Annotated in this window: 23 protein-coding genes and 2 pseudogenes; 9 read left to right on the forward strand and 16 right to left on the reverse strand. The window is 67.6% G+C overall.

Annotated features, from left to right (window positions below; genetic code table 11):
• The first annotated feature begins 128 nt into the window (after positions 1-128).
• The 4 genes and pseudogenes from ACFQQJ_RS02750 to ACFQQJ_RS02765 form a co-directional block, all read left to right on the forward strand.
• The gene (locus tag ACFQQJ_RS02750) at positions 129-416 is read left to right on the forward strand and encodes a transposase (protein ID WP_377103819.1); all 288 of its coding nucleotides are present in this window, start codon (positions 129-131) and stop codon (positions 414-416) included.
• Entirely contained in the window at positions 413-1,174 is a 762-nt protein-coding gene (locus tag ACFQQJ_RS02755) for a DDE-type integrase/transposase/recombinase (RefSeq protein ID WP_377103821.1), read from the forward strand. Before ACFQQJ_RS02750 ends, ACFQQJ_RS02755 begins: the two co-directional genes overlap by 4 nt.
• Before the next feature lie 74 nt (positions 1,175-1,248).
• A complete protein-coding gene (locus ACFQQJ_RS02760; RefSeq protein ID WP_377103964.1) occupies positions 1,249-2,445 on the forward strand; it encodes an IS30 family transposase in 1,197 nt (398 codons plus the stop codon).
• A pseudogene (locus ACFQQJ_RS02765) lies at positions 2,438-2,743 on the forward strand (integrase core domain-containing protein); the annotation flags it as partial. The gene ACFQQJ_RS02760 and the pseudogene ACFQQJ_RS02765, both read left to right, overlap by 8 nt.
• Before the next feature lie 259 nt (positions 2,744-3,002).
• On the opposite strand, the gene ACFQQJ_RS02770 reads toward ACFQQJ_RS02765, so the two are convergent.
• The 8 genes from ACFQQJ_RS02770 to xylB form a co-directional block, all read right to left on the reverse strand.
• Positions 3,003-3,860: a Cof-type HAD-IIB family hydrolase gene (locus ACFQQJ_RS02770; protein WP_377103823.1), complete on the reverse strand. Its 858-nt coding sequence runs from the start codon at positions 3,858-3,860 to the stop codon at positions 3,003-3,005.
• A 120-nt stretch (positions 3,861-3,980) separates the two neighbouring features.
• Complete coding sequence (locus tag ACFQQJ_RS02775; RefSeq protein ID WP_377103825.1) at positions 3,981-4,619, reverse strand: SIS domain-containing protein; 639 nt, start codon at positions 4,617-4,619, stop codon at positions 3,981-3,983.
• Positions 4,620-4,632: 13 nt separating this feature from the next.
• A complete protein-coding gene (locus tag ACFQQJ_RS02780; protein ID WP_377103827.1) occupies positions 4,633-6,150 on the reverse strand; it encodes a sugar ABC transporter ATP-binding protein in 1,518 nt (505 codons plus the stop codon).
• A 41-nt stretch (positions 6,151-6,191) separates the two neighbouring features.
• The gene (locus ACFQQJ_RS02785) at positions 6,192-7,193 is read right to left on the reverse strand and encodes a substrate-binding domain-containing protein (RefSeq protein WP_377103829.1); all 1,002 of its coding nucleotides are present in this window, start codon (positions 7,191-7,193) and stop codon (positions 6,192-6,194) included.
• Positions 7,194-7,210: 17 nt separating this feature from the next.
• Positions 7,211-8,278, reverse strand: coding sequence for an ABC transporter permease (locus tag ACFQQJ_RS02790; RefSeq protein ID WP_377103831.1), 1,068 nt, complete (start codon positions 8,276-8,278; stop codon positions 7,211-7,213).
• A 381-nt stretch (positions 8,279-8,659) separates the two neighbouring features.
• Complete coding sequence (hxlB, locus tag ACFQQJ_RS02795) at positions 8,660-9,220, reverse strand: 6-phospho-3-hexuloisomerase (RefSeq protein ID WP_377103833.1); 561 nt, start codon at positions 9,218-9,220, stop codon at positions 8,660-8,662.
• Entirely contained in the window at positions 9,217-9,909 is a 693-nt protein-coding gene (locus ACFQQJ_RS02800; RefSeq protein ID WP_377103835.1) for a hypothetical protein, read from the reverse strand. The genes hxlB and ACFQQJ_RS02800 overlap by 4 nt, the downstream gene beginning before the upstream one ends.
• On the reverse strand, positions 9,906-11,354 hold the full coding sequence (gene xylB / locus ACFQQJ_RS02805) for a xylulokinase (protein ID WP_377103837.1): 1,449 nt from the start codon (positions 11,352-11,354) through the stop codon (positions 9,906-9,908). The genes ACFQQJ_RS02800 and xylB overlap by 4 nt, the downstream gene beginning before the upstream one ends.
• Positions 11,355-11,610: 256 nt before the next feature.
• On the opposite strand from xylB, the gene ACFQQJ_RS02810 reads away from it, so the two are divergent.
• Positions 11,611-12,579 (forward strand): sugar-binding transcriptional regulator, encoded by a 969-nt coding sequence (locus tag ACFQQJ_RS02810; RefSeq protein WP_377103839.1) that lies wholly within the window; start codon positions 11,611-11,613, stop codon positions 12,577-12,579.
• On the opposite strand, the gene ACFQQJ_RS02815 is transcribed toward ACFQQJ_RS02810, so the two are convergent.
• The 8 genes from ACFQQJ_RS02815 to ACFQQJ_RS02850 form a co-directional block, all read right to left on the reverse strand.
• Complete coding sequence (locus tag ACFQQJ_RS02815) at positions 12,490-13,044, reverse strand: sugar phosphate isomerase/epimerase family protein (protein ID WP_377103841.1); 555 nt, start codon at positions 13,042-13,044, stop codon at positions 12,490-12,492. The genes ACFQQJ_RS02810 and ACFQQJ_RS02815 overlap by 90 nt on opposite strands.
• Positions 12,972-13,565, reverse strand: a complete 594-nt coding sequence (locus ACFQQJ_RS02820; RefSeq protein ID WP_377103843.1) for a TIM barrel protein — start codon at positions 13,563-13,565, stop codon at positions 12,972-12,974. The genes ACFQQJ_RS02815 and ACFQQJ_RS02820 overlap by 73 nt, the downstream gene beginning before the upstream one ends.
• A gap of 87 nt (positions 13,566-13,652) precedes the next feature.
• A complete protein-coding gene (locus tag ACFQQJ_RS02825) occupies positions 13,653-14,138 on the reverse strand; it encodes a VOC family protein (RefSeq protein WP_377103845.1) in 486 nt (161 codons plus the stop codon).
• A gap of 27 nt (positions 14,139-14,165) precedes the next feature.
• Positions 14,166-15,191 carry a Gfo/Idh/MocA family protein gene (locus ACFQQJ_RS02830; protein WP_377103847.1) on the reverse strand — a complete coding sequence of 342 codons (1,026 nt, stop codon included), beginning with the start codon at positions 15,189-15,191 and terminating at the stop codon, positions 14,166-14,168.
• Positions 15,188-16,285, reverse strand: coding sequence for an ABC transporter permease (locus ACFQQJ_RS02835; protein ID WP_377103849.1), 1,098 nt, complete (start codon positions 16,283-16,285; stop codon positions 15,188-15,190). Before ACFQQJ_RS02835 ends, ACFQQJ_RS02830 begins: the two co-directional genes overlap by 4 nt.
• Positions 16,282-17,307: an ABC transporter permease gene (locus ACFQQJ_RS02840; RefSeq protein WP_377103851.1), complete on the reverse strand. Its 1,026-nt coding sequence runs from the start codon at positions 17,305-17,307 to the stop codon at positions 16,282-16,284. The genes ACFQQJ_RS02835 and ACFQQJ_RS02840 overlap by 4 nt, the downstream gene beginning before the upstream one ends.
• Complete coding sequence (locus ACFQQJ_RS02845; protein WP_377103853.1) at positions 17,304-18,821, reverse strand: sugar ABC transporter ATP-binding protein; 1,518 nt, start codon at positions 18,819-18,821, stop codon at positions 17,304-17,306. Before ACFQQJ_RS02845 ends, ACFQQJ_RS02840 begins: the two co-directional genes overlap by 4 nt.
• Entirely contained in the window at positions 18,821-19,849 is a 1,029-nt protein-coding gene (locus ACFQQJ_RS02850) for an autoinducer 2 ABC transporter substrate-binding protein (RefSeq protein ID WP_377103855.1), read from the reverse strand. The genes ACFQQJ_RS02845 and ACFQQJ_RS02850 overlap by 1 nt, the downstream gene beginning before the upstream one ends.
• A gap of 151 nt (positions 19,850-20,000) precedes the next feature.
• Between ACFQQJ_RS02850 and ACFQQJ_RS02855 the strand changes: the two genes are divergently transcribed.
• The 4 genes and pseudogenes from ACFQQJ_RS02855 to ACFQQJ_RS02870 all read left to right on the forward strand — a co-directional run bounded on the left by ACFQQJ_RS02855 (position 20,001) and on the right by ACFQQJ_RS02870 (position 22,660).
• Positions 20,001-21,125, forward strand: coding sequence for a substrate-binding domain-containing protein (locus tag ACFQQJ_RS02855; RefSeq protein WP_377103857.1), 1,125 nt, complete (start codon positions 20,001-20,003; stop codon positions 21,123-21,125).
• On the forward strand, positions 21,122-21,868 hold the full coding sequence (locus tag ACFQQJ_RS02860; RefSeq protein ID WP_377103859.1) for a helix-turn-helix domain-containing protein: 747 nt from the start codon (positions 21,122-21,124) through the stop codon (positions 21,866-21,868). Before ACFQQJ_RS02855 ends, ACFQQJ_RS02860 begins: the two co-directional genes overlap by 4 nt.
• A pseudogene (locus tag ACFQQJ_RS02865) lies at positions 21,822-22,247 on the forward strand (PfkB family carbohydrate kinase); the annotation flags it as partial. The gene ACFQQJ_RS02860 and the pseudogene ACFQQJ_RS02865, both read left to right, overlap by 47 nt.
• A gap of 212 nt (positions 22,248-22,459) precedes the next feature.
• Complete coding sequence (locus tag ACFQQJ_RS02870; RefSeq protein WP_377103861.1) at positions 22,460-22,660, forward strand: PfkB family carbohydrate kinase; 201 nt, start codon at positions 22,460-22,462, stop codon at positions 22,658-22,660.
• Positions 22,661-22,809 lie beyond the last annotated feature (149 nt).

Raw genomic sequence — 22,809 nt, forward strand, 5'->3', positions numbered from 1 at the left:
AGCAGGCGCCGCCTCCGCTGGCACCACGACGCGTGTCGAATATCCTGGTCGTGTCGATGGGGACTGCTGCATGAGTAGGTGACATTCGATCTGTGGGGCCTGTGGGCCCTGCTGGAAGGATGTGCACCATGCCGAAACCCCATCCGAGAGAGTTCCGGGACGATGTTGTGGCGGTGGCCCGGAAGGGCGAGGCGCCGATCGCTCAGGTCGCGAAGGACTTCGGGATCAGTGAGTCGTGCCTGCGGAACTGGCTGCGCGCGGCCGATGTTGAGGACGGGGTCCGCCCTGGCGTGACGTCGTCGGAGTCGGCCGAGTTGCGGGAGTTGAAGCGCCGTAACCGGTTGCTGGAGCAGGAGAACGAGGTCCTGCGCAGGGCGGCTGCGTATCTGTCGCAGGCCAATCTGCCGGGAAAATGATGTACCCGCTCGTTAGTGAGCTGGCTGCCGACGGGATACCGGTGGTGGTCGCGTGCCGGGTGCTGAAGCTCGCCCGCCAGCCCTACTACCGCTGGCTCGCCCACCCGATCGGAAGTCGTGAGCTCGACGAGGCGTACCTGGCGAGCGCGATCTTCGACGCCCACGCCGATGATCCGGAGTTCGGCTACCGGCTGCTGGCCGATGAGGCCCGCGAGGCCGGCCTGTCGGGCTGTGACCGGACGGTGTGGCGGATCTGTGCGGCGAACCGGTGGTGGAGCGTGTTCGGCAAGCCACGCGGCCGTAACGGCAAGCGGCCCGGCCCGCCGGCCCACGACGACCTGGTGAAGCGGGACTTCACCGCCCAAGGTCCGAACCAGCTGTGGCTGACCGACATCACCGAGCATTGGACCGGGCAGGGAAAGGTGTACCTGTGCGCGATCAAGGACGAGTGGTCGAACCGGATCGTGGGCTACTCGATCAGTGACCGGATGAAATCGAGGATCGCGGTCGACGCACTCAACATGGCCGTCGCCCGCCGAGGCCAGGTGGCTGGCTGCATCGTGCATTCCGACCGAGGGTCGCAAGGCGGATTCAACTGGTGGTCGCAACACCTTGATCGTGGAGGTGTTGGGTGGGGGTCGGGAATAGGCAGCGGAATGTTCGTGAGTATCGGGGTCAGCTTCCCTCGCCGGGGCGACCGACGGTTGCCTGGCGTGAGGATCGGGTCAGGTTCTGGGCGGCGATCTCTCGCGGGGTGAGGACCGAGGACGCCTGCGTGGAGGCGGGCGTGTCCAGCCCGGTCGGGTTCCGGTGGTTCCGCCACGCTGGCGGGGTGAATCCCGGACTTCCTGCGTCGGTGTCGGGTCGGTATCTGTCGTTCTCCGAGCGGGAGGACATCGCGTTGTGGCGCGCCCAGGGCCTGGGTGTTCGAGCGATCGCCCGCCGGCTCGGCCGGGACCCGTCGACCGTGTCGCGCGAGTTGCGCCGCAACGCCTCGACCCGCACCTACCGGCTGGACTACAAAGCCTCGACAGCTCAGTGGCACGCTGAGCGGCGTGCACGCCGGCCGAGACCGGCGAAGCTCGCCGGCAACGACCGGTTGCGCCGCTACGTCCAGGACCGGCTTTCCGGGGTGATCAACGCCGCCGACGGCACCGTTGTCGGTGCCGAAGGGCCAACGTGGAAGGGCCGGAACAAACCGCACCGCGGCGATCGGCGCTGGGTCCAGGCGTGGAGCCCTGAACAGATCGCGCGCCGGCTACCAGTCGACTTCCCTGATGATGTGTCCATGCGGATCAGCCACGAGGCGATCTATCAGGCGCTCTATGTCCAGGGACGCGGCGCGCTGCAACGCGAACTGGTCACCTGCCTACGCACCGGCCGCGCACTCAGGGTTCCACGTGCCCGCGCCCACCAGAAGGCATGGGCGCACGTCACCGCCGAGACCCTGATCAGTGAACGTCCCGCCGAGGCCGACGACCGGGCCGTGCCCGGCCACTGGGAAGGAGACCTGATCATCGGCCTCCACCGCTCAGCGATCGGCACCCTGGTCGAACGGACCACCCGGTTCACGATGCTGGTCCACCTGCCCCGCGAAGCCGGCTACGGCATCATCCCTCGCACCAAGAACGGCCCGGCACTGGCCGGCTACGGCGCGGTCACCATGGCCAACGCGCTCGCCTCGACCATCACCACCCTGCCCGAACAGCTGCGCCGGTCCCTGACCTGGGACCGCGGCAAAGAACTGTCCGACCATGCCCGCTTCAGCATCGCTACCGGCGTGCGCGTGTTCTTCGCCGACCCGCACAGCCCCTGGCAGCGAGGCACCAACGAGAACACCAACGGGCTCCTGCGTCAGTACTTCCCCAAAGGCACCGACCTGTCCCGCTGGAGCGCCGAGGAGATCACCGCCGTCGCCGTAGCCCTCAACAACCGGCCACGCAAGACACTCGGCTGGAAGACCCCCGCCGAAGTACTCAACGACCACCTACTCTTGCTCCAACAAGGCGGTGTTGCGACGATCGGTTGAATCCGCCCAATTTCGCTCCAGAAGATTCCTGGCTGCGCTTCGCCACCACCAACTGGCCGGATCGATGGGTCAGGTCGCTTCGGCCGGCGACAACGCCGCCATGGAATCCTTCTTCGCGCTGCTGCAGAAGAACGTCCTCGACCGGCACCGCTGGAGCACCCGGCACGAGCTCCGGCTCGCCATCATCACCTGGATCGAACGGACCTACCACCGCCGACGCCGGCAAGCCAGCCTCGGCCGATTGACCCCCATCGAGTACGAGACCATCATGACCACACCGGCCACCCAGGCCGCCTAACCCAACCTGTCACCTAAAGGTGCATCAGTCCCGTGACTAGCCAATACGCTCTCTGGCCAGCCCCCTACGGACGCGCCCGGACAGGGGTGAACTGAGACATATCCTGGCCACGTCGGAGGTGGCTACTTTCCGGGCCTCGCGAAGAGTGCCCCGTTCCGACACCAAGCCGCGCCACGGCCCCGCGACTGCCAAGGGCATCGACCCAGGAAGGCTCGAAACTTCGGGGCCGGAGCCGGCAGCGGATTGCCCTCGGCTGAGTTCAGGCTGCCGGCTCGGACGCCTCCAGCAGCCGCTCGATCACCGTCACGACGCCGTGCTCCCGGTTCGCGGGCGCGACGAAGCGTGCCGCCTCGATCACATCAGGGTGCGCGTTCGCCATGGCGAAGGAGTTCGGCGCGCCGGTGAGCATCTCCAAGTCGTTCAGGTAGTCCCCGAACACCACGGTCTGCTCGGGCGTGACACCCAGCTCACGCTGCAGTGACCCCACTGCGGCGCCCTTGTTGGCGTCCGCGCTCATGATGTCCACCCAGTGCTCACTGGAAGCCACCACCTGGTGCGGGGCGCAACGCTCTGCGAGCAGCCGGGCGGCGCCGGCCTCCGCACCCCCGAAGTCGAACACCGCGCACTTGATCGCCGCCTCGCCGATGTCCAGCAGGTCGTCGACGGTCTCCAGCGCGGCGTAGTACCTCGCGACTTCCGCCACGAAACGCTCGTCGGACCGTTCGATGTACGCCGCCTCGCGGCCGCACCAGACCAGGCCGATGTCATGCCCCTCCAGAACGAGCCCACGGACCATCCCGACCAGCTCAGAGGCGAAGGCCGGCTCAAGCGGGGTGCAACTGAGCTCATCCCCGTCCAGGACCACCAGCGTCCCGTTCTCCGCGATGAACGCCATCCCGTCGGCACTGTCGCCGAACAGCCGGCGCAGGCTCGCGTACTGGCGACCACTCGCCGGGGCCAGCCTGATCCCGCGTTCGCGCAGCCTCGGCAGCACCCGCCACAGTCGGTCCGGGATCTCGCCGTCGCCGTCCAGCAGCGTCCCGTCCAGGTCCGTCACCACGAGCCGGAGGTCGATCGGATAGCTGGGCAGCGTGGCAACCACGGCTGTTTCTGTCATCTGCTCTTCTCGAAGTGGGCACGGCCCAGCCCGCCGCGTGAGCGGCGCGCGTCATTGGGATGCCTGGATTCTATCGCTTTGCAGTCTGTTATGAGGTTCACGTCGAGGTGGGCGACCCGGCTAGGACGTGCTGCTTGGCGGTGCGGGCAAGCCTTCCAGCTCACCGGGGAGATCGGCGAGCTTGCCGACCGCGCCGAGCGGGTGGGTGAATACCACGTCGGTCCAGCTGTAGCCGCGCATGCGCATCAGCGCGACGGCCAGGCAGTCTCCCCAGACTGCGTGCATGAGGGTGGAGCCCATCGCGATGAGGTTGCCGGGATCGACCTGGTCGGCGACGGCGAAGACCTGAATGTGGTCGGCCAGCCGCGCGAGGCTGGAGTCCGGCTCGCTGGTGAGCGCGACGACGGTGACGCCCCGTTCCTGGGCGCGGGCGCTGAGGTTGTTGATCTCGTCGGACTCGCCGCCCTTGGAGATCGAGATCAGTACGTCGCCGGGACTGAGCGCGCCCATGGTGCCGTGGAGTGCGTCCGAAGGCTGCATGAAGACCGACGGTGTGCCGCTCACCGAGAACAGGTGCGCCATTCGGCGGGCGATGGTGCCCGAGGTGCCGGAGCCGGTCACGAACACCTTGCCGCTGCAGTTGTAGAGGAGGGTGAGGATCTGGTCGGTGGCCTCGTCGAACACCGCCGTCACCGACTGCAGGGCTGCGGCTTCGATGGCAACCCGTTCATGCGCGAGTTCGCGAAAGTCCTGGTTCATGTCTCCCCCGTCCTCAGGCGGCTTCCCACGCCTTGTGGCGCAGGCCTTGCACGCTGAGCTGGCCGGCGGGGATCTCCTGGCCGTCGCAGCTGCCGAGCACGAAGGTCACGACATCGTCGGAGACTTCGAGGATTTCCTCCTCCTCGCTGGAGACCATGATCACGGCGAGGCCGTCCTCGTGGGCGAGTGTGCGCAGCAACTGGTGAATCTCGGCCTTGACGCCGATGTCGACGCCCTTGGTCGGCTCGTCCAGGAGCAGAATCCTGGGCTTCTGCGCGAGCGCCCGGGCGAGCAGCACCTTCTGCTGGTTGCCGCCGGAAAGGGTGACCACAGGTGCGTGGATGTTCCCGCGGATGCCGAGCTGGGTGAGCAGGTCGGTGGCGATCTCGCGGAGCTTGCGGTGGTCGAGGAGGCCGGCGCGGGTGTGTTGGCCGACGATGGGCAGCACGGCGTTGGTGATCGAGTCGAGTCCGGGGACGATGCCGTCGATCTTGCGTTCCTCGGTGAGGTACACCACGCCGTGGCGCTGGGCGTCCGCGGGATCGGACGGACGGTAGTCGTTTCCGAACAGGGTGATCGAGCCGGAGGTCGGTGGGAGGAGGCCGATCAGGGTCCTGAGGAACTCTGTGCGGCCGGAGCCGACCAGTCCGTAGATGCCGAGGATGCGGCCGGAGCTGGCCTCGAGGTCGACGCCGTTGAGCTCGGCGCTGTGCAGCCCGGTGACTGACAGCACTACGTCACGGACAGCGTTCGGATCGGCCTTTGTGGCCGCGTGGGTCGCGCCGGAGTCGTCCTTCTCGGGGAGTTCGGAGCCGGCGATGGCCTTGATCACCTCGGCACGGTTCACCTTGTCGGTGGTGCCGCGGATCTGAACCTTGCCGTTGACCAGCGCGACCACCTCGTCGGAGATCGCGAAGAGCTCGTCGAGCTTGTGGTTGATGAACACGATGCCGAGGCCTTCGTTGGTGGCCAGGCCGCGCACCATCTTCAGCAGGGGTTCGACCTGGTCGCCCTCGAGGCTGGTGGTGGGCTCGTCGAGGAGCAGGAACTTCGCGTTGCGGGAGGTCGCGATCGCGATCTCCAGCAGTTGCCGGGTGGCCACCGGGTATTCCCCGACGAGGCGGCCGGCGTCGGCCTCGATCCCGAACCTGTCCACCAGTTGCTGGGCGGATTCGCGCATTCCCTTCTTGTCCAGCCGGCCACCCTTCCTGAGCTCGCGGCCCAGGAAGGTGTTCTCGGCGATGGTCAGGTTGGGTAGCAGCGACAGCTCCTGGTAGACCGTCGAGATCCCGGCCTCGATCGCCGCCGCAGGTGAGTGGTGGGCGACCTTCTGTCCACCGATGAGGAGCTCGCCCCCGTCCGGCTGGTACGCGCCGGACAGGACCTTCAGCAGAGTGGACTTGCCCGCCCCGTTGTGGCCGACGAGCCCGACCACTTTCCCGGCGGTGAGGGTCAGGTCGACCCCATCCAGCGCGGGCACGCCGGCGAACAGCTTCCGGATTCCGACTGCCTGCAGCACCAACTCTTCCACGTCACTCACTCCTTCTCACCTACGACGACGATCGATCAGGCTCAGCCGACGAAGCCGGGGCCGGGGGTGTCGGGCTTCACGAACAGCTTCAGCGGACGCAGGATCTGCGCCTCGACGCTGCCGCCGCCGTTCCAAGCCTTGACCTGCTGGATGACCCGGCGTCCGTAGTCCTCCGGCTCCTGCGCGACGCAGGACGGGTAGCTGTCGGTCAGCTTCAGCTCGGAAGCGCAGAAGCCGTACACCTTGACGTCCTTGCCCTCGGTGGCCTGGATCGCGCCGTAGGCGGCCGGGCCGGTGGATGCGAAGATCACATTGATCTCGGGGTGTCCCTGCATCATCTCGGAGGTCACCTTCAGCGAGTCGTCCGGCTTGACGTTGCCGTCGACCTTGGCCACGACCTTCGCATTCGGGTTCTTGCTGATGGCCTCGGTGAAGCCCTCGTCGCGGATCACGACCGGGCGCTCGTCGGGCTCGGTGACGAAGCCGATGTTCAGCTTGGCGTCGGCCCCGAGGTCCTTCAGCACCTGCTCGCCGGTCTGCGTGCCGCCGGCCTTGTTGTCAGCACCGAGGTACTGCATGATCGTGGCGCCCTGCGCCTTGAGCGCGTTCTCGTCCACGATCACGTTGACCGTGAAGACGGGGACGCCGGCGTCGTTGGCTGCCTTGACGATGCCGGCAGCCGGCTCGGACTTGACGGCGTTGAGCGCGAGGGCACACGGCTTCTTCTGCAGCATGGCCTGCACCTGGGCGAGCTGGTTGGCGTCATCGTCGTTGGCGATCTGCACCTCGACCTTGAAGCCCGCGGACGCGCCCTCCTCCTCGAAGCCCTTCTTCATGGCCACGTAGTAGGGGTTGGTCAAGTTGGGCAGCGCGACGGCAACGTAGGGGTTGGCGTCGGAGCAGGCGGCCGGCTTGGCTTTCGCGGCACCGGTGCCCCCGGCGGGGGCGCTGGAGGCGGCCCCGGTGTTCAGCCCGGCACAGCCGGTGAGGGTGGTCGTCATCACGGCAAGCCCCGCGATGGCCGACGTCTTCCAGTTGAGCATGCTTGCTTCTCCTTCTCTTAGTGGGTTGATTCGCTCGGGACGGGCCCGGAGCTGCTTGCGGATTGCGGGGGTGGGGGTGTCTCAGCCGCGGAGGTGGGCGGTGGGGTCTCGCCGGAGCGGGAGAACAGGCGGCGGATGCCCTCGGCGATGGTGATCCGGCGGCGGGCGGCGTCGAGGCTGACGCCCAGGAGGATGATCACGCCGATGACCAGGGGCTGCCAGAAGCTGTCGACTCCGACGACGTTCATGCCGTTGGAGACGGTCGCGATCAGGATCGCGCCGAGCAGTGCGCCGACGATGGTGCCCACCCCGCCGAAGAGGCTGACCCCGCCGACGACGGCCGAGGCGATGCTGTAGAACTGCTCGTTGCCCGAGCCGGCGGTGGGGTAGCCGACCATGAGCCGGCTTGTGGTGATCACGCCACCCATGCCGGCGCAGATTCCGGAGATGGCGTAGACCGTGAGGATCTTGCGGCCGATGTTGACGCCCGCCAGGCGGCTGGCGTCGGCGTTGCCGCCCACGGCGTAGATGTGCACACCCGACGGGGTCTGCTTCAGGACAACGATGAACACCGCGGCGAACAGTGCCAGCAGGATCACCGGGATCGGGACGCCGAACAGTGAGCCGCGGCCCCAGATCGCGAACAGCGGGTCGGCGACGGTGACCGACTTCGCGCCCGTGAGGATCTGCGGGATCGCCGCTGAGATCCCGAACGTCGAGAACGTAACGATGAAGGGTGGCAGCTTCACGTAGTGGATCACTGCGCCGTTGAACAGGCCGACCAGCAGGCCGACGACCAGCGCGATCAGCGCTGCCATCCACCAGTTGGCGCCCAGCTGCATCGAGATCGCCGCCAGCATGCCGGTGAGGGCGATGTTGGAGCCCACCGAGAGGTCGATGCCGCCGGTGAGCAGGACGAACGTCTGGCCGAGAGCGAGGAACGCCACCACGGTGCCGTTCAGCATCAGGACCTGGACGTTGCCCAGAGTCATGAACTCCGGCGACAACATGGACATCACCGCGGCAACGAGCACGAGCACTCCGAAGATGCCCATCTCTTCCGGCAGTCGGCGTCTCTTTGCCATTATCTGCGCCTCCCTTTCGAGGTCCTTGCTAACCCATTGATCCCTCGGGATCCCTTCTGGTTACCGGACCTGCGTGCCCACGCTGGCTCGGTACATCAACGATCACATCGGGTCGCCAAGTGTGCAACCATCCTTACCCAAAGACGCTCATTTGAGCATAACGAAATGGTTACGGCTCCTGGGCATCGGGCCAGGAGGGGCTGCCAGCGCCGCCACAACCCTGACGGGGACAGCTCGAATCGCCAAGCGGAGGCGGGATTGAAGCCGATGGATGGATCGGGGAGCGACCTGCGGAGTGCTGCGAGCAGCGTCAAGTGGCGGCTAGGGTCACTTGAGCAGGTCCGATGGAAGGGAATGCTCACCTGAGCATGGGGCGACGGACTACTCGAGGTCGGCGTGGCGTGCGAACATCGACTCGGAGGTCTCGCCGAGCCGGTCCATCAGCTCGAGGACGATCGCGTCGTAGAGCAGGAACGACAACTGCTCGAAGGCTGAGCCCATCGGCTGGATCGAACGCTCGCCTCCCGGCCGGTCCACCTTCGGGGACGTTCCGGGAAGGGTGACGACGGCATCGGCGAGCATTCCGATCGGCGAGGCAGGATTCGTGGTCACCAGACCAATCCGGGTGCCGGCCGCCGACGCCCGTCGGGCGAGGCTCACGAGGCTTTCGGTCGCACCCGAACCCGACCCGAGTACCAGGAGGTCGCCTGGACCAGTGTGTGGACTCGTCATCTCGCCCACCACCGAGACCGACAGACCCAGGTGGTGCAGTCGGTTGGCGAAGCCGCGGATGGCTACCCCCGAGCGTCCGGCACCAGCGATGAAGCGATGCCGCGCACCCAGTAGTTCGTCCACAAGGGCGGACGGGCCGGATTCGTCGATCGCGGCCCGGTTGGCGCTGAGTTCTCGCAGGATGTCGGCCAACCTCCCGGTGACGCTCACTCGGCACCCTCCGGGGCCATCGGTGCGGGGTCGAACAGGGCCCGCCCCAGGACAAGGTAGCTGGCGCCCGAACGCACGGCGTCCATCGCAGTGTTCTTGGAAATGCCCCCGTCGACGCCGACCGGAAGCGTGCGGGCGACCCGGCTGACGACGCCGAGGCGGCCAGGGTCGGCAAGCTGCTTGGTTCCGGGCTCGATCAACATGACCAACGCACCGTCCAACCGGGTTGCGCCTGCCCACTCCGGGGCCGGCCACAGCTCCCCCCACAACTCGACATCCGGGCACGCTGCACGCAATCGACGCCCGATGCGGTCGAGAACAGCCGCGGCAGCCGACACCCGAGTGGGCGAAAGCCGTTCAAGCCATTCAGCTACCTCATCGATGACCTGGTCGCGCCGAATCTCCGGTGCGTCGCCGAGCAGGATCAGGTGGACGTCGATCGCCGCGCCGGGAAGGGCGGCGGCGACGGCCTCCAACTGCTCCAGGGTCACGCCGACGCTCACGAACCCAGCGTCCCGGCGATAGCGCAGGATCACGTCCGCGTGAATCCAACATCCGGCCTCGTGTGCGGCATGGGCGCCGCGGATGCGCTGGGAGGCCGGCAGCGCGTAGATGCTGGCGCCCACCGTTGCCGTACGCATCTCGCCGACCCACGGTGCCACGTCCACCCCGTGCGCGCGCCCGGTCACCGCCCACCCGCCGGCCGGTCGAGTTCGGTCACCGCGCACGCGGCCAGATAGCGATCCCAGCGGGTTCGGCTGAACCCCCGGGGCTCCGCGACGGTCCGGCTCGGCGGCCGCCAGCGTTCGGCCACCTCGGCTACGGTTCGCCCGGTCACGACTGCCAGTGCCTGGACCGCGGCGCCTCGTGCGGTCGCCTCCTCGGCGTCGGCGGCCAGAACCGGACGGTCCAGTACATCCGCCAGGAACTGGGTGTAAGCGGCCGACCGTGCTCCCCCACCTACGGCGAACACACTGCCGCCGGTGTCGACCCCGCACCGGGTCAAACGCTCGACGCCGTAGGCGAGCCCGAAGACGACGCCCTCGTAGGCCGCACGAGCCACTTGCTCCCGCGTCGCCTCGGTGCTGATGTGTGCCAGCAGGCCGCTCGCGCCGGGACGATCCGGAGTCCGCTCACCGTCCAGGTAGGCCACCAAGGTGGGGCCGTCGTCGCCCTCAGCCGCCAGGGCGAGGCGGGTCAGCTCGGCATGGTCCACCCCCAGGAGGCGAGCAAAGGTGTCGGTGACCTTCGCTGCATTCAAGGTGCAAGCCAGGGGGAGGAAGCCCGGAGTGACCGAGGCTACCCCGTTGATCAGGCCAGATGGGTCGCGGACCGGGAGGGGCGTCGGGGTGAACACCACCCCGGAGGTTCCGAGTGCAACCGTGAGCTCGCCGTCGCGCAAGCCCAGCCCGACCGCGGAGGCGTGCTGGTCGCCGGCACCGGCCCCGACCAGAACGTCAGCCGCGATGCCCAACTCGGCGGCAACCTCCGGCTGGACCGTGCCTGCAACACCCTCGGGACCGAGGACCTTCGGCACCATGTCCTCCCAGGACACGGCCGGGTCGATCTCGCGGAGGAAGTCGAACACGTACTCATTCGCCGCGGCGTCGAAGTAGCCCGTCCCGGACGCCTCCGAGCGATCAGTGACGAAGTGACCGGTGAGCCGATAAGTGAGGTAGTCGTGCGGCAGCAGCATCGTGCGGAGGCGCCGGAAGTTGTTCGGCTCGTGTCGGGCCAGCCACGCGACCTTGCTGATCGTGAAAGCTGCGGTCGGCAGCGATCCGGTGCGAGCGATGAACCTGCCGTCGCCGATCCGTTCGCGCAACGCCTCCAGCTCAGCCGACGTTGTCGTATCGTTCCACAGCTTCGCCGGACGGATCACGCGCCCACCGGCGTCAAGGGCCACCAGCCCGTGACACTGCCCCGCGACGGAAATCGCGGCAACGGTGCTGCCCGCGGGCGCTGCCGCGAGGGCAGACCCGAAGGAGGTCAGGAAGGCACTCCACCAGACCTGCGGTTCCTGCTCGCTCAGCGGCGGGGTGACGACGGGATGCGGCGCAGAGCCGCTCGCTACCACTTCGAAGGTCTCGAGATCGCGCAGGACCACCTTGCACGACTGGGTCGAGGTGTCCACGCCCGCTACCAGGACTGGCACAGCTGCTCCTTCAGGATGTGACTGCTGGCATCAACGATCACACGATCCGACACATCTGTGCAACACATTCCAGTGGTTCTCGCTCACTTGAGCATCTCTTCTCGGAGAGAGCCAGACGTGGCCCGCTCACCACGATTTCCCCCGGCACCTCCAGGCCAGGTGCGCGCGCCTGCTCAGATGAGCACGCCCCGAAACGGCCTCATGCGTGCAAGGAGAAATCGCGTATGCTGCTCACATGAGCGACGAAGGTGAGCGGGGTCTGGACCGCCGGCGCGAGATGATCGAGGTCAGCAGAGCCTACTTCCTGGAGGACAAGTCCAAGAGCGACATCGCCGCCGAACTCGGTATGTCCCGCTTCCGCGTCGCGCGACTCATCGCAGAAGCCCGTGAACAAGGCGTGGTGACGATTACCGTCAACGCCGGCGGCGTAGCGGCCGACCTGTCCGAACGAGTGCGGCAGCACCTCAACCTTCAGCGGGCGGTGGTCGTAGAGGCGTACGGCGAGCCGGACGAGGTGCGGGCCGCGGTCGGGCGGGCCGCCGGCAACCATCTGGGCAACACCCTCAAGGACGGCGAGCTCCTGGGCCTGGCCTGGGGCCGCACCCTCACCGACATGGTGAACAGCCTCGACCAGCTGCCACGCGTCGACAGCGTTCAACTGACAGGAAGCATCGGCTCCGGCTTGCCCAACCCCGTCATCGAGCTCGTCCGGAAGACTGCCGAAATCACCGGGACTCCCGCGAAGGCGATCTTCGCCCCGTTCTTCATCGAGGACGCCCGAACTGCGGCCGCCCTACGCAAGCAGCCCGAAGTCGCCGAGGTACTTAGCCTGTTCGATCGCCTCGATGCCGCCATCGTGGCAGTCGGCTCCCTCAACCCGAGGGTCACCCAGGTGCTGGAAATCCTGCCCCCACACATCCAGGAACTCCTCCTCGGCGGCGGTGCCCAAGCCGAAATCTGCGGCATCCCGTTCACCGAAGACGGCGACATCGTCAACCCGCGGTTCCTGCGCCACACCCTCAGCGTGTCGCCCGACCAGCTCCGGCGAACGCCACGGGTGATCGCCGCGGTGGCAGGAGTCGCGAAGGCCAAATCGGTTCTTAGTGTGTGCCGGTCAGGGATGGTTAACGAGGCCGTGATGGACGTGGGCCTCGCCCAGGCACTCCTCGCCCTGCCCAGGATCCACGGCCGTCCGCGATCTTGAGCCCTCGTCGTAACGGACGCGGAGGATCGCCCGTCGACGGTTGAGGATCCTCCACTCAAGCATCAAGCGAACCTTCAGAAACCGACCGAAGTGCTCGCCGGTGTGCGGGCGCTGTCGGCGGCGCCGATGATGCCAGCGTGGTTGTGGAGCCGGGCGGTGACGATGCGGGGCTCTCCGCGGTGGCCGCGTCCCGACGGTTGCTAAGCAGGTGGGAGCCCATCCGGCCGTTGCGGCCGTTGCCATCTTGGTGTCCTTGCAGTCGACGTGGTAGACCCGGTCGGCGAAGTCGACCAGGAACCCGACCGGGTCGATCTGTTGCCACATCATGTGAGAGGGGTCCCAGTTCAGCCCGAACGCTTCCCGATGGTTGATCGCTTCCAGGGCGAGGACGGTCAGCCAGTAGTCGTAGGCGATCTCCGAGGGGTGCACCTCGTGGGCGAAGCGGACGCCCTCGCTGCCGAACACGTCCAGGGATCGGGTTCCAACCGGTCGGCGACATCCTGATAGCCGGCCTCGATCACGCTGTCGGGCACCGGCGGGAACATCGCCACGTACTGCCAGATCTTGCTTCCCGGTGAACCCCACCACGGTGTCGACCCGAGCTTGCGGGCCGCGACCGCGGTCAGCTTCAACTCCTCCGCGGCACGCTGGCGGACGCCTTCGGGGTCGCCGTCGCCCCACACGGTGTCGGAGACCATGTCGCAGTGCCGGAAGTCGATCGGGTCATCGCAGACGGCCTGACCCTTCAAGTGGTTGGAGATCGCCCACACCCCCAGCCCGTACCGCCCCAGGGTCGCCTTCTTCTCCGCCACATAGGCGTCGTCCTCCGCGGCCCGGTAGACGTCGAGGTGGTCACCCCAACACGCGATCTCCAACCCGTCATAGCCCCACTCGGAGGCGTACTTGCACACCTGCCCGAACGGCGGGTCGGCCCTGGGAAGGCTGGAGTCCTGCCGCCCCGCTGCATTCTTGGCACAGTACTGCATCCCCGCCACACCGGTTGCCCTCGGTCGGAAGGCGCGCAACTACGGGCGGGGCAAGTGCCGCCAGGACCGCATCCAGGCGCTTTTCGATCAGACCAGGGGGTAGCGCTCCTTCGCCGGGGCGATCGGGCCGCCGTTGCCGATCTCGTACACCAGTCCGAGAGCGTCCTTGGTGTCCAGGTAGTAGTGGACGTCCTGGTCGATCCAGCCGGTCTGCAGGACTCGGGCCCCTCTGGCCTCGAAGTCGGCAAGGACAGCCGGGATCTCGGAGTCGGGCATAACGTCCTTGATGTGGTGCAGCCCCTCGCCGTACTTCTCCAGATGCTCCCAGTAGATGTTCGGGCCGGCGATGGGCTGGATCAGTTCGAGCTCCACCTCACCGACCCAGGTGACGGCGCAGATGAAGTCGAAGTGCTCGGTGACCGGCTCGCCGTTCACCTTGAAGTCGCGAACGGTTTCCGGGGTGAAGTGTCGGACGTCCCAGGGGCCGATGCCGAGCAGGCGGTGCCACTGGTCCATGGTCGCGTAGACGTCTTTGACGACGAGGGCGATCTGCTTGTAGTTGGGCGTGGGCATGGTTTCCTCCTTGAAGTGATGCCGTGCTCAGTCGAGCCCGACGGTGGTCCCGCTGGCGGCGGATTCGAAGATTGCTTCCAGCACTTGGGTGTTGGCGAGCGAGCGTTCGAGCGGGTAGCGGACCTGCTGGCCGGTGCGGATGCAGTCGGAGAGGTGTTCGACCTCGAGCCGGTAGGCGTCGGCGCGGGGGAAGCTCTCCTGGTTTGGTTCGACGCCGTCGAGGAAGACCTCGTCGCCGTAGGTGTGCCACAGCAGCCTCGTGTAGGGCTCGCCGCGCATGCCGCTGCCGGGCAGGGTGAGCCAGCCGTCGGTGCCGATCAGTTCGGCCTGGGCATAGGGGTTGGGGTAGTCGAACGACACGTTGATCAGGCCCTTGCGGCCGTCGTCGAAGCCGAGGATGGCCTCGGCGGAGGTCTCGACCCGTTCACCGGGACGGGACCAGCTGGTGGCGGTGACCGTCCTGATCTCGCCGGGCAGGAGTTCGCGCGCCATGTCGACGGCGTAGCAGCCCATGTCCCACACGACCCCGCCCGCGGCGTCCGGGTCGAAGCGGATGTTATAGCCCTCGTAGTGCTGCTTGAACGCGAGCCCGAGCCGGGCGACCCGCGGATCGCCAACGGCCCCGTCCCGGATGAGCTGCAGGGCGCGCTGCCACCGCGGTGTGAAGCGGTACATCAGGGCTTCCATGACGAGCCGGCCGGTGCGCCGGGACGTCTCGATGAGCCGTTCGATCTCGGCGGAGCTGGGTGTGAGCGGCTTCTCGCAGAGCACGTGCTTGCCAGCTTCGAGTGCTCTGATGGTCCACTCGGAGTGCTTGGTGTTGGGCAGCGGCAGGTATACGGCCTCGACGTCGGGGTCGGCCAGCAGCGCGTCGAAACCGCGGTACCAGCGCTGCGCTCCCCATCGGGCCGATTCCTCGCGCGCACGGTCGTCGTCGAAGGAGGCGATGGCGACCAGCTCGGCGTTGTCGGCTGTGGTCATGCCAGGCAGCGTGAGCTGGTTCACCCAGGAGACGCCGAGTACGCCCCATCGGACCTTGTCTGTGGTGGTCATGCAGTGTGCCTTTCTTCAATGGGCGTGGTGGGGCTGCCCGGCGCGTCCGGGCCGTCCCATGACTCGATTGACCCGGCTGGGACAGTGGGAAGGGGACGAGCGAGGAACCTGCGCCAGTCGAGGCGCCCAGTCAGCGTTGCCACGCCCATGACGGCGATGAGGATCGCGCCTTGGGCGATCTGGTAGGTGAACTGGCTCAGGCCCAGCAGGTTGAAGCCGCTGGCGACCATCTGGAGGACGAGCGCGGCCAGCGCGACGCCGGGGATGGAGGTCCGGCCACCGTTGGGGTCCGTGCCGCCGAGCACGGCGATCACGATCGCGAGCAGGACGTACGACTGCCCGTAGTCGGCGTTTGCGCTGGCTGTTCGCGCAGAGACGACCATGCCGGCGACGGCGGCGATGAGGCCGCAGAGCAGGTAGGCCTTCACCAGCACGGCCCGGGTCGGTACGCCGGCGAAGCGGGATGCGACCGCGTTGGCGCCGATCATCCGGATCCGGAAGCCGAGTCCCGAGCGGGCGATCAGCACTGCGACGATGCCGGCCACTACCGCGAACACGAGGAATGGGGTGGGGATGCCGGACACGGTGCCGCTGCCGAGGGCGAGGAAGGCCGGCGGCATTCCGTAGACCGCTTCGCCGTTGGTCCAGCCGACCGCGATGCCGTTGAAGAGCTGCATCGTGCCGAGCGTGGCGAGGATCGGGCTCACGTTGAGGCGGGTGATGATCAGGCCGTTCACCAGTCCGCACACGGCGCCAACGAGAAGTCCGACGGCCACGCCGAGGACCAGCGCCCCGACGCCGCCGTTCGTCGCGCCGATGACGACGAACACCTTGGCGGTGACGATGGCCGAGAGGTTGGCGACGGAGACGATCGACAAGTCGATGCCGGAGGTGAGCATGGACAGGGCGATGACGAGTGCGAACAGGCCGACCTCGGCAACCTGGAAGGCCATCGACTGGTAGTTGAGCACCGAGTTGAACATCGGCGTGGAGAGGGACAGGGCCAGCCAGACCGCGGCGGCGAGGCCGATCAGTCGCCAACTCGACGGCTGGATGGGCATCTTGCGTGCCCAGGCGGGCGGTTGCCGGGTCATGCGGGCACCTCCAGAATCGTGGGACGGCGATGTCGGACGGCCTGCAGTCCCTGCACGCTGACACCGATGATGAGGAGGAGCCCGACCGCCGCGCGCTGCCAGGAGCCGGGCACGCCGAGGAGGATGAGGGAGTTGTTGATCAGGGCGATCAGCAGCACTCCGAGCACCGTTCCGGTCACCGTGCCCTTGCCGCCGAAGATCGACGCGCCGCCGAGGACGACGGCCGCGATCACGTCGAGTTCGCCGCCGACGAGGGCGAACGGGTCGGCTTCGCGAACCAGAATCACGTGGCACAAGCCGCCGATGGCGGCCAGTCCGCCGGCGATGGCGTAGACGACGACCTGTGTTCGGGCGACGGGAATTCCGATTCTGCGGGCTGATTCGAGGTCGGAGCCGATGGCATAGACCGAGCGGCCGAGCATTGTCCGGTTGAGCAGGAGCGCAATCAGGACGGCGAGGATTGCGAGTGGCACGACGAGGATGGTGAGCGGGGTCTGGACCTTGCCGCCGACCACGACCAGGTAGCTGGTCGAGAGGTCGGCAACCGATCCCGGCAGGTCGGAGATCACCCGGGAGCCGACGAAGGTGATGAGGATGCCGCGGATGATCCCTTGGGTGCCGAGGGTGGCGATGAGGGTGGGTATCTTGAGTCCGGCGATGGCGCCGGCGTTGATTAGTCCGAGGAGGACGCCGACGAGCGTGGCGATCAGGAACGGCAGCCACGCGTTCGCGGACAGCCAGCCGGCGCCCGTTGCCGCGCGCAGCGTGGCGTACGCGGCGAAGATCCCTACGGCCATGAACGAGACGTCGATGCCTCCGGAGATGAGGACGAGGAGTACACCGAGTGCGAAAGCGATGGTTGAGGCTGCGCTTGCCAGCAGGTTGATCGCGGTGGCGGCGCTCCAGAAGCTGGGTGCGACGACCCCCACGGTGATGACTAGCAGCAGGATCAGTGCCGCCAAGACGCCCTCGTTGTTGGCTCCGCGCAGGCGGGTGAGTGCCTGCCGAGGAGGGGTGGTCATGCTGCCAACTCCTTCGTGATCGACTGGACTGTGATGTTCGGTGCGACGAGTTCGCCGGCGAGGCGGCCGTGGCGCACGAACAGGACCCGCTGGCAGATCGCCACGAGGTCGGTGGGGTCGTCGGAGATGATCACGACGGCCATGCCTTCCTTCGCGCGCTCGCGGAGGATGTCGAGGATGCCTGCCTTGGAGCCGACGTCGACGCCGACGGTGGGGCTGTTGAGGATGAGTAGCCGGGGGCCGCGAGCCAGCCATCGGGCGATGACGACCCGCTGCTGGTTGCCACCGGACAAGCTGGACGCCGGGTCGGCGGCGGAGGGCGTCTTGATCGACAGTGAGCGGATCGACTCGGCGTCGAGTTCGCGCACCTTGCGCCGGTCGAGCAGGCCGGTCCGGCCGGTGGCTTGGGCGACCGAGCCGACCAGCAGGTTGTCGCTGATCGACTGCTCGAGGAACAGTCCCTGGCTCAGCCGGTCACCGGGCACGTACCCGATGCCGTGCCGCAAAGCATCGCCGACGCCGTCGATCCTTACGGCCTGGCCGTCCATCGTGATGCGTCCCTTGTCGGCCGGTTGCAGCCCGAACAGCGCCTCTGCGATGTCGGTCTGGCCGGAGCCGAGCAGCCCCGCGATACCGAGGACCTCACCGGGCTTCACCGAAAGGGACACGTCTTCGAAGACGCCCGCGAGCCCGAGGCCCTCGACGGTGAGCAGGGGCGGGGTGTCGGAGGACGGGGCGGTCTCGGGCGCCATCTCGGCGAGGTCGCGTCCGGTCATGGCCGCTGAGATGCGGGCGGTGTCGAAGTCGGCCATGGCGCCTTCTGCGACGACCTGCCCGTTCCGCAGCACCGTGATCCGCTGGCACACGGCCCGGACCTCGTCGAGCTTGTGGCTGACGAAGACCACGGACACGCCCTTGCGGGTCATCTCCTCCACGGCGCGGAACAGGAACTGCACCTCGCGGTGGGTGAGGGCGGTCGTGGGCTCGTCCATGAAGACGACCCGGGCTGAGCGGGCCATGGAGCGGCAGATGGCGGTGAGTTGCCGGTCGGCGACCGAGAGGTCCTCGACCCGGGCGTCCAGATCGAGGTCGAGATTCAGGGTGGCGGTGACCTCTTGAGCGACCCTGCGCATCCGGGCGCGGTCGACGGTCTGGTGCCCCTGGGACAGGGCGGCGGGGAGCGCGATGTTCTCCGCGACGGTCAGGGTCTTGAACAGGGCGAGGTCCTGGAAGATCACGTCGATCCCCTGCCCGACTGCCTCTCGCGGCGTCAGGTGCGGGTGCTCGCGACCGCCGATCCGGATCACGCCGGACGTGGGGCGTTCCACCCCGCTCATGATCTTGATCAGCGTGCTCTTGCCGGAGCCGTTCTCCCCGGCGAGGCAGTGCACCTCGCCGGGAAGGAGGTTGAGGCTGACCCCGTCCAGGGCTCGGACGCCCCCGTAGTGTTTGGTGATCGAGTCAACCTGGACGACGGGTACGGGCGCCGTGTCCTGGTGGGGTCGGCCGTCCATCAGAAGTTGTAGTCCGCGACGTTGTCGTTGGTGACGTCGACCCAGGCGTTGCCGTGCAGGACGTTCTCCTTGCCGTCGGTTGCCTGGAGGTTCTCGTAGCCGGTAATGCCGAGGTTGGTGCCGACGCCGACCTTCTCGCCGCGGGCGAGCTTGTCCTGCAGGGTCACCAGAACCTGGCCGGTGACCTTCGGGTCCCAGAAGGTGATGGCGTCCACCGAACCGTCCTTGAGGTACTTGCCGGATGTCGAGGGGATCGAGGTTCCGATCACGCAGGTCTTGTCCTGCAGGCCGGCCTCGCTGATCGCGCGTCCGATGCCGGCGACGTCGGAGGCTGCGGAGCCGAGGAAGCCCTTGATGTTCGGGTACTTGGCCAGGATCTCCTTGGTCTTCTCGTAGGTCTGGGTGAGGTCTTCCTTGGTCTCGATGGGATCGGCGACCCGGGTGATACCGGAGTACTTGGCCTTGGCCTGGTCGAGCTCGGCTTGTGCCCACTTCATGTGGCTCTCGGCGGTGAGCGAGCCGACCATGGTCACGTACTCGCCCTGTCCGCCCATGCATTCGGCGAGTTTGTCCATCAGGTGCTGGCCGTAGGCAGCGTTGTCGAACGCTTCGATGTCCAGGTCGGTGTTGGTCTGGCTGGGAGCCTCGTGGGTGATGACCTTGATGCCGGCGGCGCGGGCCTGCCCGAGGACGCCTTCGAGCGCCTGGGGCGATAGGGGTACGACTGCGATCGCCGCGGGCTTCTGGGCGATCAGGTCCTGGATGATCTTGACCTGCTTCTCGGGGCTGGCGTCATCGGGGCCGACCATTGTCGACGTGGCGCCGATCGCCTTGGCCTGCTGGTCGAGGCCGACCTGCATGCGGTCGAACCATGCGATCCCCTGAAGCTTCACCACCGTGACGAACTTCTGGTTGCCCTCCGCGCTGCCGCCTGTGGCAGGAGTGGACTGCGTCGCGCACGCGGTCAGGGAAAGGGCGAGTAGTGCTGAGAGACCCACCGCCACGCGGTGGATGTTGCGATGCGTCATTGCCACGCCTCCGTTGGACTGTTCTGTATTTCGAACATCTTGACGAGATGTTGCACAGAACGATGCCGTTGTGATGCCATGTCTGTCAAGGGACGCCATGAGCTCCCGGCAAACGGTTGGGATCGGGCATGCTCATGGGAGCAAGGGCGGAATGATCGCGATGGAGAGCAACATGCAGGAGGAACACCCACAGGGCCGCGTCCCCTCCATCGTGCGAGCGGTCGCGATCCTGGAGGAGGTGGCCAGCTCATCCCATCCCACCAACCTGGCCGACCTCACCCGCCAGGTCGGGCTCCCCAAGTCGACCGTGTACGCGGTGTCTCAGGCGCTCGTGGCAGAACGCTTCCTCACCCGCGGCGCCGACGGCAGCTACCGGCTCGGACCCGCGATCGCCGAACTCTCTGCGGCCCGCCGCCAGCGGGGCGCCACCGTCCACAGCATCGGGATCAGCGTCCCCAACTCCACCAACGCGTTCTTCGACGCCGAGATCGCGGCAGCCAGGGCGGAAGCGCTGGCGATCGGCGCCGACTTCGACCATCGCGCCGCGAACCAGGACGTCGAACAGCAGAACCGGGACATCGTCGAACTAGCCGACAGCGGCGTGGAGCTGCTCATCGTCGATCCGGTCGCCAGCCACGGACTTGAGGACGTCCTCGCCCGCGCTCGCGCCCGCGGGGTCACCATCGTGTCGGTGAACGGCGCAACCGCCGGGGCGGATGCCACGATCGTCACCGACAACGCACAAGCCGGAGCACTGGTCGCCCGTCATCTCGCGGACAGGCTGGAAGGGCACGGCCGGGTCGCGATCGTCGGCGGCTCCCCGGTGACGGCGATCACCGACCGGATCGAGGGCTTCCGGCAGGCTTTGGCGGACAACCCGGCGATGTCGATCGTCACGATCGAACCCGGCGACAACTCGCGCCAGGCCGGCCGCGTTGCAGCGCGGCGCATCCTCGAGACCATCCCCGGAGTCACGGGGATCTTCGCCATCAACGACCCCACAGCGCTCGGCGTCATCGACATGCTCGACCACATCGCACATCCACCCATGGTGGTGTCGGTCGACGGGTCACCCGAAGCGGCGGCGCTCATTGCCTCCGGTGGTCCGCTGACAGCAACAGCGGCGCAGGAGCCGCAGCGCCTGGCGAGCACCGCTGTCCGCGTGGGGATCGGACTGGCCAACGGAACGACGATGCCAGGGCGGACCCTGACCCTTCCGACCCGGCTGGTCACACACGACGATGTCAGCACCTACGAGCCGTGGGGGGCCTCGTGAGCGCCACCCCCGTGCGTCGCCGGCCGCAGGTTCCCGGCGTTGCCCGGGCGGCAACCATCCTTGCCGAGATCGCCCGCAACGACGGGCAAGCCATCAGCAGCCTCGCCGCCAACGTGGGCCTCGCGAAGTCCACCACCTCCGACGTCACCGGAACGCTCGTCGAGCAACAGCTCCTGACCCGGGACGCCGCCGGCCAGTTCCACCTCGGCAGCCGACTCGACCGACTCGCATCCAGCTGGGTCGGCCAGACCGCCGTGCTGAGACGGTTCATCAGGGCGTGTGAGCGCCAGCCGGGGCTCAGGGGGCACACCGTACTGCTGCTGGTTCCGCAAGGCTCGACGCTGCTGTGCCTAGACGTTCGACTCGGAACCCGGCCATTGCCTCAGACACCGCGGCCCGGCATGCGGTTCGAGTTGGCCGAATCCGCTCCCGGACGCGCTCTGCTCGCCGCGATCGACCCGCATGCCCTCAGCCGACTCCTCGAACGCGCCGCCGCGTTCGAAGGGCTCACCCCGGACTTCCTCGCCGGGGCTGCCGCCGCCGCGGATGCGTTGAGATCCGGACCGGGTGAAGCCGCAATGGCCACGGAGCCCCGCTCGGTGGCCGCCGCCAAGGAGCTCCACGCATCCACCTGGGTCCTGACCAGTGCTCACGTTCCACCAGCCACGCCAACCGACGAACTCCTCGTCATTGAGGATGGACTCCGGGCACTCCTGTCTGATCTCTCGGGCGAAAGCTCATGACCGGCCCGGCGGAGACATCCGAACAAACCCCCGGTCCCGCCAGCAACTCGGTGATGCCACGCCGCGAGCCGTCGAGCCGCATCCGCACCGAGTCCCCGAAACGCAACCCAAGTCCGTGCAAACCCCCGTCACCGTCGTCGGGGAAGCCCTCATCGACATCGTCCACCCGCCAGCCGGCCCGGCCGAGGAACACGTCGGCGGCAGCCCCGCGAACGTCGCGGTCGGCTTGGCCCGCCTCGGACATTCCGTTCGGCTCGCTACCCACATCGCCACCGACGAACACGGCCGGCGGATCACAGCCCTCATGGCCGCCGAGGACGTCGCGCTCACCTCGGGAAGCACCACAGCGACGCGGACGTCCACCGCAGCGGCCCTTCTGGACGCCGCCGGCGTCGCCGCCTACGAGTTCGACCTGGACTGGAACACTCGATCCGGCCACGGTACGAGTCCCGCAAGGCGGACCTGTACACCGGATCCATCGGTGCGACGCTCGCACCCGGCGGCGAAGCGGTGTGGGAGGTGCTGCGCGCCGCGCGCGGCCACTCCACAGTGCCCTACGACCCCAATTGCCGTCCGACACTCACCGAGTCAATGTGCCGCTGGGCCGAGTTGGGTCCAGCCATCTGCGTCGCAACCCAAGGCGTCGACGACGTGCTGCTCCTCGCCGACGGACAGCTTTCCGGAGTCGCCACGCTCCCTACCCGCGTGGTCGACACGGTCGGGGCCGGTGACTCGTTCATGGCCGGACTGATCTCGAGCCTGCTCGAGCACACCTGCTTGGCGTACAGCTAGAAGAGCGCGCGCAGCTACGATGCTCGTCAGCCGCGACAATCCGAGGAGCCATCCAGCGCGCCCTTGCGTGCGCTGCGATCACCGTTTCGCGGACGGGAGCCAATCCGCCGCGTTGCGCCGAAATCGTCCCGAGATAGCTGTGCGCCACA

Origin of the sequence: Propionicimonas sp. T2.31MG-18 (assembly GCF_964266745.1) — a bacterium.
Lineage (GTDB): Bacteria > Actinomycetota > Actinomycetes > Propionibacteriales > Propionibacteriaceae > Propionicimonas.